Raw genomic sequence first — 11233 nt, 5'->3', positions numbered from 1 at the left:
GGCGCGGTTCCCGGCCGACCCGGCGAAGAATGCCGACACCGCGCTGGCCTTCATGAACAGCCGCGGCATCCTGGTGCGCGAAATGCGCAGCTATAACCTGCCCGACTATCTGCGTTTCTCGGTGGGTACCGAGGAGGAAATGAAGATCGTCGTGGATACGCTGGCAGAGTTTTTGACATGAGCACGCAAGAAATTACTCCCAATAATGACCCCGTCTTCGAGCGCGTCGCCCTGATCGGCGCCGGGCTGATCGGGTCTTCCCTCGCCTGGGCCTCGCGCAAGAAAGGCCTCGCCCGGCATGTCGCCGTCACCTCGCGCAGCGAGGCAACACGCAAGCGGGTGGCGGAGCTGGGCTTCGCCGATTCCCTTCATGCCGAGGCGAAGGACGCGGTGACCGATGCCGACCTCATCATCGTCTGCACCCCGGTTGGCGCCTGCGGCGCGGCGGCGGAGGCGATTGCCCCCTATCTGAAGCCCGGCGCCATCGTCAGCGATGTCGGCTCGGTGAAGATGGCCGTGGTGCGCGACATGGGCCCGCATATCCCCGAGGGCGTGCATTTCGTACCCGGCCATCCGATTGCCGGCACCGAGCATTCCGGCCCGGATGCCGGCTTCGCGGAGCTGTTCGAGGGGCGCTGGTGCATCCTCACCCCGCTGCCCGGCGGCGACCCGGCAGCCACGGCGAAGCTGCGGCTGTTCTGGGAGCGGGCCGGCAGCATGATCGAGGAGATGGATGCCGAGCATCACGACAAGGTGCTGGCCATCACCTCGCACCTGCCGCATCTGATCGCCTACACCATCGTCTCCACGGCGGTCGATCTGGAGGAAAGCACGAAGAACGAGGTGATCAAGTTCTCCGCCTCGGGCTTCCGCGACTTCACCCGCATCGCCGCCTCCGACCCGGTGATGTGGCGCGACATCTTCCTGAACAACCGGGAAGCCGTGCTGGAGATGCTGCAGCGCTTCTCCGAGGATCTCAGCTACCTGCAGCGCGCGATCCGCTGGGGCGAGGGCGACAAGCTGCAGGAGCTGTTCACCCGCACCCGTACGATCCGCCGCGGCATCATCGAGGCCAAACAGGCATAGTAAGGGCAGGCGTAAGAGAAAACCCCTCTCCCGGCATTGGAGAGGGGTTTTCTCGTAGTTCTCGCCCGTCACCCCCGCACTTGTTGCGGGGGTCCAGGCTTCCGCTCGCTGGATCGTCGGTCGAGTAAGCTGCACCCTGGATTCCCGGGACAAGCCCGGGAATGACGGCTGGTGAAATGGCGCAGCCTGCACGCCTGCCCCTACTCCGGCAGCAGGTCGGCGAAGAAGTCGTTGCCCTTGTCGTCCATAATGACGAAGGCAGGGAAATCGACCACCTCGATGCGCCAGACCGCTTCCATGCCCAGTTCCGGATATTCCAGCACCTCGACCTTGGTGATGCAGTCCTGCGCCAGCCGTGCCGCCGAGCCGCCGATGGAGCCGAGATAGAAGCCGCCATAGGTCTTGCAGGCATTCTTCACCTGCGCCGACCGGTTGCCCTTGGCCAGCGAGATGAAACTGCCGCCATTCTTCATCATCACCTCGGCATAGGAGTCCATGCGCCCCGCCGTGGTCGGGCCGAAGGAGCCGGAGGCATAGCCTTCCGGCGTCTTGGACGGACCGGCGTAATAGACGATGTGCTGCTTGAAATAGTCGGGCAGCCCCTCGCCGCTGTCGATCCGCTCCTTCAGCTTGGCGTGGGCGATGTCGCGCGCCACGATCATCGGGCCGGAGAGCGACAGCCGGGTCTTGATCGGATATTGCGACAGCTGCTTGCGGATCTCGTCCATCGGCCGGTTCAGATCGACCTTCACCACCTCGCCGCCGAGCTTGTCGTCGGTCACTTCCGGCAGGTATTTCTCCGGATGGCGCTCCAGCGCCTCCAGGAACACGCCCTCCTTCGTGATCTTGCCAACGGCCTGACGGTCGGCCGAGCAGGAAACGCCAAGCCCGATCGGCACCGAGGCGCCGTGGCGCGGCAGGCGGATGACGCGCACATCGTGGCAGAAATACTTGCCGCCGAACTGCGCACCGATGCCCATCTGGCGGGTCATCTCCAGGATCTTCTGCTCCGCCTCCACATCGCGGAAGGCGTGGCCGGTCTCGCTGCCCTGGGTCGGCAGCCCGTCCAGATAGCGTGCCGAGGCCAGCTTCACCGTCTTCAGGTTGATCTCCGCCGAGGTGCCGCCGATCACGATGGCCAGGTGGTAGGGCGGACAGGCCGCCGTGCCCAGCGTCTTGATCTTCTCCTCCAGGAAGCCGTAGAGCTTCTCCGGGTTCAGCACCGCCGGGGTCTGCTGGAACAGGAAGGCCTTGTTGGCCGAGCCGCCGCCCTTGGCCATGAACAGGAATTTGTAGGCGCTGCCCTCGGTCGCATAGATCTCGATCTGCGCCGGCAGGTTGGAGCCGGTGTTCTTCTCCTTGAACATGCTCAAGGGCGCCAGCTGGCTGTAGCGCAGGTTGGTCTCGGTATAGGTCTTGAACACGCCGCGCGCGATGGCCTGCTCGTCGCCGCCGCCGGTCCAGATATTCTGGCCCTTCTTGCCCATGATGATGGCGGTGCCGGTGTCCTGGCACATCGGCAGGATACCGGCGGCCGCGATGTTGGCGGTCTTCAGCAGGTCGAAGGCGACATACTTGTCGTTGGGCGACGCCTCCGGATCGTCGAGGATCGCCTTCAGCTGCGCCAGATGGCCGGGGCGCAGCAGGTGCGAGATATCGCGGAAGGCCTGGTCGGTCAGCAGGGTGATCGCCTCCGGCGCGACCTTCACGATGTCGGCGCCGTCGAGCTTCACGGTGGAAACGAAATCGCTGGTGAGCTTGCGGTAGGGGGTCTTGTCCTCCCCCAGCGGAAACATGTCCTGATAGACGAAATCGACCATGGGGCGCTGCCTCGATCTGCGGTTGCTGGGCCGCACAGCCACGCGGGCCGCCAGCCGGGCTTGTTCTGGATTCCGCCGAGACTGGTAGCAGGCGGCAGGCGCAAAATCCAGTACCCCCGACGACTTGGCACCTACCCGGCCTGCACCGCCGCGCTGCGCAACTCGCCCCGCGCCTGCCGGATGATGCGGAAGGCGGAGTTCAGGAACAGTGCCGCCATCAGGGACGCCACGATCAGGTCGGGTAGCGCGCTGCCGGTGCCGAACACGCCGACCGCCGCCAGCACCACCAGCACATTGCCGATGGCGTCGTTGCGCGTGCATTGCCAGACCGAGGCGACATTGGCGTCGCCGTCGCGCCAGCGGAACAGCAGTACCGCGCTGATGACATTGGCGGCCAGCGCCAGCAGGCCGATGGCGCCCATGGTGATCGGCTCCGGCGGCGCCCCACTGTACAGCCGCCACAGCGCCATCCCCAGCACCGCCGTGCCGATGACGCCGAGACTGCCGCCTTTCAGCAAGGCCACGCGGGCGCGCGTCTCCGCCGCCCGGCCGATCGCCCAGAAGGACAGGCCATAGGTCGCGGCATCCATCGCGAAATCCACCGAGTCGGCGTAAAGCGCCAACGACCCGGCGATAGCACCAGCCGCTACCTCCACCACGAACATCGCGGCGTTGATCGCCAGCACGATCAGCAGCACCCGGCGATAGGCCGGCGAGGCGCCATCAAAAGCCGAACCGTGATCGTGCCCATGTCCGAGATCATGCGAAGGACCGCAGCAGCCACTCATCTTTCCATCCTCTTGCAGACAGGCAATCGCCTTCGCACATAAAGATGAGAGCTACAGTCGTTTGAGCTTCAAGAGGAAAAATCATGGCGAGCTACGGCATCCGCGATATGGCCCGCGAGGCCGGCTGCAACGAGCAAACAGTGCGCTGGTACGAGGAACAGGGCTTGCTGCCGCCCGTGCCCCGCACGGCGGGCGGCCAGCGCCGCTATGACGAGCGCCACCGCCGGCATCTCAACTTCCTGCGCCATGCGCGGGAGCTGGGCTTCTCGCTGGAGTCGATCCGCGAGTTGCTGATGCTCTATCGCACGCCGGAGGAATCCTGCGCCGCCGCCGACCGGATCGCCGACAGGCATCTGGCCGATGTGCGGCACAAGATCGCCCGGCTGCAGGCGCTGGAGGCGGAGCTGGTGCGCATGGTGACGGCCTGCGATGGCGGCAGCGTCGCAGACTGCCGGGTCATCGAAACACTGGCCGACCACAGCCACAGCCATTGCCTGGCACCAGACCACCAGGCTGCGACTGTATAGCTTAGTAGAACAGGGGCTTGCGGCGCTCCGGGCCGGGCCGGCACAGCAGCGCCAGCAGCACGCCGGGAACGGCGAGCACCACAAAGGCCGGCAGCAGCAGCACCGAGACGATGCCGGGGTCCCAGATCGATGGCGCCAGATAGCGCTGCACGACGGCCTGCATCAGGTTGAGGCTGCCGCGATCGAGCTGGAACCAGAGCTGGCCCATCGGCCGGGGGGCGAACTGGCCGGAATCGAGGGCCGCCAGCGCATCGGCACCGAGCACGGCGACCGCGGCCAATATCAGCACCCACCCCAGGACTCGACCGAAGATACGCATGATTTCCCAATCGCGTAGGACGGGGGTAGTGTGCCGTTAACCCCCTGCTTCGGCAATGATTCATTACCGCACGGCCTTTCCCTTGACGGTTTCGTGACGGCCTGTGACCCGCACCGCCCAACTTCCATTGCATGCTGATATCCTGCCCGTACCGCATGCCCGCGCTGCCGGAAACGGAAGATTGTTTACGGCGTTCATCGGGCATTGCATCGGGCATTGCATCCGGGGGCGCTCTCGGCTAGGTTGCGGCGCTTCCAAACGGGGCCGCTTCGGCAGGCACCCGTCAGGCCGGAGGGATGGCCGAGTGGTTGAAGGCGCACGCCTGGAAAGTGTGTAAGGGTTAATAGCTCTTCGCGGGTTCGAATCCCGCTCCCTCCGCCAGTTTCTTGTCTGAAAAATCAGCAGCTTCTGATGCCGCTCGCGGGGAGCCGATCCGTGTGCGGATCAGCTTCCCCCGTCCTGCTTCGGACCGAGCACGTCCGTGAGCAGCGGGTTGGGATAGCGGCGCTGCAGGGTGACGGCGAAGAAGGGTTCGCTGATGCCGTCCAGCCGAGCGGCCTCGACCAGGGTGCCCGCCGCCAGCTCGTCCCGCACGACGATGGGCGGGATGATGGCGAGGCCGGCATCGGCGCGCGCCAGCAGGCGGATCATCGCCATGTCATCCACCTCCGCGGCGAAGACCGGCGTCACTCCCAGCCGCGAGGCCAGCGCGTCAAAGGCGGCGCGCAGCCCGGTTTCCGGCGTCGGTACGATCAGCGGCTCCGAAGCCAGCAAATCCTTCAAGGGGCGCGTGCACCTTCCGGCAGCAAACCGCGCCGGCGTGCCGATCAGCCCGACCGGCTGCTCATCCAGCCGGTGCACCAGCCACGGGCTGGCGGCATCCCGCGCCGGGGCGAGGTTCGTCAGCACGACATCGAGCGACAGCCCCTCCAGCCCGCGCAGCAGCTGGTCCTGCGGGCCCGAGCGCAGGATCACCTCGACATCAGCCCGCCCGATGAGGGGCTGCAGGAAGCGCAGCTGAAAATTGCGCGACAGGGTGGCAAGCGCCCCGATGCGCAGGGCGCGCCTCGCCCGCCCGGTCTCCCGCAGGGTCGCGGTCAGGTCGTCGGCCGTGCGGAAGATCGCCTCGGCATGATCGAGCGCGATGCGCCCGGCCTCCGTCAGCACAAGGCTACGGCCCCGGCGTTCGAAGAGATCCTGGCCCAGCGACGCCTCCAGCGCGCGCAGCTGTGTGGACAGCGCGGATTGCGACAGGTTCAGCGTCCGTGCAGCCCCGGTGAGGGTGCCATCGCTCGCAACCGCCCGGAACAGGCGGAGATGATGCAGGTTCAGATGCGCCATTGTTCGATATTATAGAACTAAATGACACAATATATGTAATTTTCTGAATTAACAGCAAGCTGTACATGGCTCCCCATTCACCCTTAACGGAGCCAGCGATGACCAGCGTCCTCTCTACGGCCTTTCCGCTCACGGCCCTGGCGCCGCTGGTGCTCCTAGCGACGGCCCTGCCCTTTGCCTTCCGTTGCGGACGCCGCCCCGGGCGGCTGCCCCTGCTAGCCGAGGCGGCAAGCCTGGCGAGCCTGCTGCTGATACTGGGCGGTCTGGGGCAGCTGCTGGCCGACGGTCCGATAGAAGGGCTGGCGCTGGTCCGCCTCGATGCGATCAGCGTGACGCTGGCGCTTCTGGTCGCCTTCGTCGGCTGGGTCGTCATCCGCTATTCCCGCCGCTATCTCGATGGCGAGGCGCGGGAAGGCCGGTTCCACGGGCTGGTGCTGGCCGCCATCGCGGCGGTCCTGCTGCTGGTGCAGGCCGCCAGCCTGTGGGTGCTGGCCGCCAGCTTCATCGCTATCGGCCTCATCCTGCGGCAGCTGCTGCTCTTCTATCCGGAACGGGCGGAGGCCCGGCGCGCCGCGGCCAAGTTCATCCGGGTCTGGACCGCCGGCGATGCAGCGCTGCTGCTGGCGGCACTGCTGCTCTGGCTGAGTTTCGGCACAACCGACATCGCCCTGCTGACGGCGGCGACGACCCTGCCGGTGCAGGCGCTCATCGCGGTCGGGCTGCTGGTGCTCGCGGCAGTGCTGAAGACGGCCGCCCTGCCCGTGCATGGCTGGCTGACCGAGGTGATGGAGGCGCCGACGCCGGTTTCCGCGCTGCTGCATGCCGGCATCATCAATTCCGGCGGGGTGCTGCTGATCACCCTGTCCGGCCTGATGCAGGCCAGCCCCGGCGCGATGGCGGCGCTGGTGCTGATCGGCGGGGTCACCGCCCTGTTCGGGGCGCTGGTGATGTTGACGCAAAGCGCGGTGAAGACGGCGCTGGCCTGGTCCACCGTGGCGCAGATGGGCTTCATGCTGCTGCAATGCGGGCTGGGGCTCTGGCCGCTGGCGCTGCTGCATATCGTGGCGCATTCGCTGTACAAGGCGCATGCCTTCCTGTCCTCGGGCGGCGCGGTGCAGGCGGTGAATGCAATCCGCAAGCCCGGCCCGGTCGCCGTGCCGAATCTCGCGGCCGTCGCCCGGTCCTTCGCGCTGGCGCTGGTGCTGTATGTCGCGGTGGCGGCCGGGTTCACCCTGCTGCTGGGCGAGAAGTCGCCGCAGACGCTGGCGCTGGGGGCGATGCTGATCTTCGGCGTTTCCTACCTGATCGCCCAGGGGCTGGCCGATGCCGCCCCCTGGGCGCTGACGCTGCGGACGGCCACCGCCTCTCTGGCCACCGCGCTGGCCTATTTTGGCTTCCAGGTCGCCGCTCAGGCCGTGTGGGGGCCATGGCTGCCGCAAGCACCGGTCGCCGGGTCGCTGGAATGGGCGCTGATCGTGCTGGCGGTGCTATCCTTCGGCCTTGTCGCCTTCGCGCAGGCCCTGTTCCCGCTCTGGGCGCATCACCCCTCGACCGCCGGGCTCCGGGTGCATCTGGCGAACGGGCTTTACCTGAATGCGCTTCTGGACCGCATGATCGGCGGCTTCCGGACCTCCAGCAACGCCTGAACCGGGAGAGTTCCGATGTTCCTGAAGCATCACCAGATCGCCCCCTCGCGGGCCGCGCAGCTCCTTGGGGCTGCCGAGGCGGCGGCACGCGCCATCCCGCCGGCCTTTCCGCTGGATGCGACCGTGGCGGTGAACCCCTTTCTCGGCCAGACGGACGAGGATCTGACGCAGACCTCGGCCCGACTCGCCCGCACCGCCGGGATCAGCCTGACCCAGCCGCGCGCGGAACTGGCCCAGAAGGTGACGGCGGGCGAGATCACCGACGATGACCTTTCGGCGGCGCTGACCGCCTGCCCCACCTCCGCGAAGCCGCGCGACCTGGCAGCGCTGAAGGTGGCGATGCGGGAGGCGGCCCCTGCCCCCGAGGCACTGCCGACCGTGGCGGCGCTGGCCGCCCATGCGACCGGAACCGACTGGCCGGCGATCATCGCCCGCAGCGTCGGGCTCTGGGCGGCTGGCCATTTCGACCGGGGGCAGGCGCTCTGGTCGCCGCGTCCGGGTCATGGTGCCTTCGCCGCCTGGCGGGAATGGGCGACCCATGACCTGACGCCGGAGATCGCCGGGCTGGAAGGCTTCTGCGCCCATGTGGCCGAGGCGCCCGACAGCGCCGACCGGGCCATCCTGCGCGCAGCCGAGCGGCTGGACCTGCCGGCGGAAGCGGCGGAGACGGCCTTCCACCGGCTGCTGCTCGATCTGGGCGGCTGGCCCCAGCATGCGCGCTGGCTGCTGTGGCAGGCCGAGTTGAAGGGCGGCACCGACACCACCCTGACCGACCTGCTGGCGATCCGGCTGGTCTGGGAAGAAGCGCTGCTGGCCCAAATTCCGGCGGTCGCCACCGACTGGCAGGCGACCGTGACGGCGCATGCCGCGCCACTGGTTCCGGCGCCGGATCAGCTGCTGGACGCCATCCTGCAGGACGCCGCCGAGCGCGCGCATCAGCGCCGGCTTGCCGGGCTGCTCTCCGGCCCGACGGCACAGCCGGGGCGCGCCACGCTGCAGGCGGCCTTCTGCATCGATGTCCGCTCCGAAATCATCCGCCGGGCGCTGGAAAGCCAGGATCAGGGGATCGAGACACTGGGTTTCGCCGGCTTCTTCGGCCTGCCGGTCGCGCATCGGCCGGAAGGGACGGATGAGGCGCAGGCCCATCTGCCGGCCCTGCTGAACCCGGCGCTGACGACGACCAGCCATGGCGACACGCAGCAGGAAACGGCAACGCGGATCGCGGCACGCGCGCGGCGGGCCTGGGGTCGGTTCCGGCAGGCGGCAGTCTCCTCCTTCGCCTTCGTCGAGGCGGCGGGCCCGGCCTATGGCGGCAAGCTGATCCGCGACGCGCTGGGGCTGGGTGGACAGCCCCCCTCCCCGCAGCGGCTGCCACGGTTCGAGGATGGGCTGACAGCAGCGCAGAAGGCGCAGACGGCCGCCGCTGTCCTGCGCGCCATGAGCCTGACGGAAGCCCATGCAAGGCTGGTGCTGCTGGTCGGCCATGGCACCAATGTGACCAACAATCCGCACCAGAGCGCCTATCATTGCGGTGCCTGCAGCGGCCAGACCGGCGAGGTTTCCGCGCGCCTGCTCGCCGCCCTGCTGAACGACCCGGAGACCAGGGCCGGCCTGCCCGCGCTGGGGATCACGCTGCCGCAGGACACTTTGTTCGTCGCCGGCCTGCACGATACGGTGACAGACAGCGTGACGTTGTACCGCGACACGGAGGCTCCCGGCCATGCCGACCTCCTGAAGCAGGCGGAAGCCTGGCTCGCCGCCGCCGGACGGCAGGCCCGGGCCGAGCGTGCCCTGCGGCTGCCCGGTGCTGTCGGCGAAAACCTTGCCCGTCGCGCGGCGGACTGGGCCGAGGTACGGCCGGAATGGGGCCTTGCCGGCTGCGGCGCCTTCATCGCCGCGCCCCGGACCGTGACGGCGGGGCGTGACCTTGAAGGCCGGGCCTTCCTGCACAGCTATGACTGGCGGCAGGACAGGGGCTTCGCGACGCTGGAGCTGATCCTGACCGCGCCGGTGGTGGTGGCCAGCTGGATCAGCCTGCAATATTACGGCTCGACCGTCGCGCTAGAGACCTTCGGCGGCGGCAACAAGCTGATCCACAATGTCGTCGGCGGCATCGGCGTCGTCGAGGGCAATGGTGGCCTGCTGCGCCCCGGCCTGCCGGTCCAGACCGTGCATGACGGCGAGAAGCCCGCGCATGAGGCGCTGCGCCTGTCAGTGCTGGTCGAGGCACCCGCCGAGGCGATCACCGACATCCTGCGCCGGCATGACGGGGTACGGCAGCTGTTCGACAATGGCTGGCTGCACCTGCTGGCGCTGGAGGACGGCCGGATCACGAGACGCTATCGCCCCGGCCTCACCTGGGAGGCTTTTGCGGGCCAGCCGGCGCGGCCTTAGGCCTGCGAATAGGCGCTGGCGATCAGCGGCGCCAGTTCGGACGGCGTCACGCTGATCAGGCCGGGTTCGCTGGCATTCAGGAACTCATGTGCCTTCGCGCCGAAGGTCGTCGCTTGCTCCCCGGCGAGTCCGGCAACAAGGGCCAGGTCACTGGCCGATTCCGGTGTGTTGGAATAATAGCCGCTGGCTTTGCACAGAGTCTCAGAGGACACGGCATCGGCGCGCAGGCAGATCAGCGGGCAGGCTGAGGGGCGCATCTCCAGATCCTGGATCGCCGCACCGCTGAGGATGCCGTACAGCACAGGAGCCGGTGCCGGCGGGATCTGCAGGCAAAAATCGATGAAGGTCTCGTCCTCTTCATTGATGGCCGTCGCCCGTGCGCTGCGGCCAATCCGCTGCATGGCACCCGTTAACACCAGATGGCCGGCCGGCAGATATTCCTGATAATGCACGCCGATCCCCTGTGTGGCATCCGGGGTAAGGGTCAGGATGCCCGCCAGCAGACAGTCGCGCCGGTCCGGTGCCCAGGCCCTGGCAATCGCCAGGAAACGGCCCGCCAGATAGGTCGGCAGACGCAAAGCGCCACCTAGGGCCTCAGGCGCCACCTCCGCCGGCAATGGCCCCCGCCGGGCTTCTATCAGGGTGCGGAACTCGTCGATGGTGCTGTTGCGAACCGCCTCGCCCGGCACATCGAGGTCGAGCAGCCGGGCAATATCCTCGAACACCGACATGTCGCGCGGACTGGAGCGCCCCTGCAGCCATTTGTAGGCGCGTTGCGGATCGTAGCCGGTGTGCGGATTCAGCGCCTTGAAGCGCGCATACATTTCCTTCTGGGTCGCGCAGCCGGTGACGATCTGAATCAGGCGAAGCTTCTGCGGAAAATCGGTGCTCATCGGGCTTTGACGTTGCGGGCAAGGCGCTGGCGAAGCCAGTAAAACGGCAATTTCCAATTTCCACTCATTGGAAGATTAAACTTGCGGCTCATGAAGCAGAATTCAAGCGCAAACCGCCAATCGCCTTTCAGGGATAACATATAATTCCCGAAAACCCCCAGAATGTAAGGCGATTGACGTAATTAGAATATCAGACGGAAAAATCAAATTAGACGGAAATTGTACATAGCCGTCATTCGGTGGATTGGAATTTTCGTCTTTTTTGGAAGTCGGGTTTCCTTATCGGGTTTCCTCCCCCATGGGTTCCGCAACCGCGCACTTAGAGCTGCGTCCAAGGAGAGGCGGAATCATGGCAGTTGTGACTGTTAGCAATGATCAGACCGGCACAAACGGTGCCAATGGGTCGAGTTTTACCGGTA

Annotated in this window: 9 protein-coding genes, 1 tRNA gene and 1 pseudogene; 6 read left to right on the top strand and 5 right to left on the bottom strand. The window is 66.9% G+C overall.

The features are described 5' to 3' along the window. Positions 1–181 (top strand): annotated as a pseudogene (locus MK313_RS16825) (histidinol-phosphate transaminase); the annotation flags it as partial. Next, positions 178–1086, top strand: a complete 909-nt coding sequence (locus tag MK313_RS16820; protein WP_287783121.1) for a prephenate/arogenate dehydrogenase family protein — start codon at positions 178–180, stop codon at positions 1084–1086. The pseudogene MK313_RS16825 and the gene MK313_RS16820, both read left to right, overlap by 4 nt. Before the next feature lie 200 nt (positions 1087–1286). Here the strand turns inward: MK313_RS16820 and MK313_RS16815 are convergent, their stop codons facing one another. Both MK313_RS16815 and MK313_RS16810 read right to left on the bottom strand, forming a co-directional pair. Next, positions 1287–2906 (bottom strand): fumarate hydratase, encoded by a 1620-nt coding sequence (locus MK313_RS16815; protein WP_287783118.1) that lies wholly within the window; start codon positions 2904–2906, stop codon positions 1287–1289. A 131-nt stretch (positions 2907–3037) separates the two neighbouring features. Further along, on the bottom strand, positions 3038–3694 hold the full coding sequence (locus MK313_RS16810) for a cation transporter (RefSeq protein ID WP_287783115.1): 657 nt from the start codon (positions 3692–3694) through the stop codon (positions 3038–3040). Positions 3695–3777: 83 nt separating this feature from the next. Here MK313_RS16810 and MK313_RS16805 point away from each other — a divergent pair, with 83 nt between their 5' ends. Beyond that, complete coding sequence (locus MK313_RS16805; RefSeq protein WP_287783113.1) at positions 3778–4221, top strand: MerR family transcriptional regulator; 444 nt, start codon at positions 3778–3780, stop codon at positions 4219–4221. Between the two features lies 1 nt (position 4222). On the opposite strand, the gene MK313_RS16800 is transcribed toward MK313_RS16805, so the two are convergent. Then, the gene (locus tag MK313_RS16800) at positions 4223–4540 is read right to left on the bottom strand and encodes a hypothetical protein (RefSeq protein ID WP_287783111.1); all 318 of its coding nucleotides are present in this window, start codon (positions 4538–4540) and stop codon (positions 4223–4225) included. 290 nt (positions 4541–4830) lie between these two features. Between MK313_RS16800 and MK313_RS16795 the strand changes: the two genes are divergently transcribed. Next, positions 4831–4921 (top strand) — tRNA-Ser (locus MK313_RS16795). Between the two features lie 63 nt (positions 4922–4984). Here the strand turns inward: MK313_RS16795 and MK313_RS16790 are convergent. After that, complete coding sequence (locus MK313_RS16790; RefSeq protein WP_287783108.1) at positions 4985–5881, bottom strand: LysR family transcriptional regulator; 897 nt, start codon at positions 5879–5881, stop codon at positions 4985–4987. A 98-nt stretch (positions 5882–5979) separates the two neighbouring features. Between MK313_RS16790 and MK313_RS16785 the strand changes: the two genes are divergently transcribed. Both MK313_RS16785 and MK313_RS16780 read left to right on the top strand, forming a co-directional pair. Continuing rightward, positions 5980–7527, top strand: a complete 1548-nt coding sequence (locus tag MK313_RS16785; protein WP_287783105.1) for a proton-conducting transporter membrane subunit — start codon at positions 5980–5982, stop codon at positions 7525–7527. Positions 7528–7542: 15 nt separating this feature from the next. Further along, on the top strand, positions 7543–9921 hold the full coding sequence (locus tag MK313_RS16780; protein ID WP_287783102.1) for a YbcC family protein: 2379 nt from the start codon (positions 7543–7545) through the stop codon (positions 9919–9921). Here MK313_RS16780 and MK313_RS16775 read toward each other — a convergent pair. After that, entirely contained in the window at positions 9918–10814 is an 897-nt protein-coding gene (locus MK313_RS16775; RefSeq protein ID WP_121216794.1) for a hypothetical protein, read from the bottom strand. The genes MK313_RS16780 and MK313_RS16775 overlap by 4 nt on opposite strands. Between the last annotated feature and the right edge of the window lie 419 nt (positions 10815–11233).

Origin of the sequence: Oceanibaculum sp. (assembly GCF_022449305.1) — a bacterium.
GTDB lineage: Bacteria > Pseudomonadota > Alphaproteobacteria > Oceanibaculales > Oceanibaculaceae > Oceanibaculum > Oceanibaculum indicum.
Note: the sequence above shows the minus strand (reverse complement) of the source record. Positions and strands in the feature narration are given on the sequence as shown.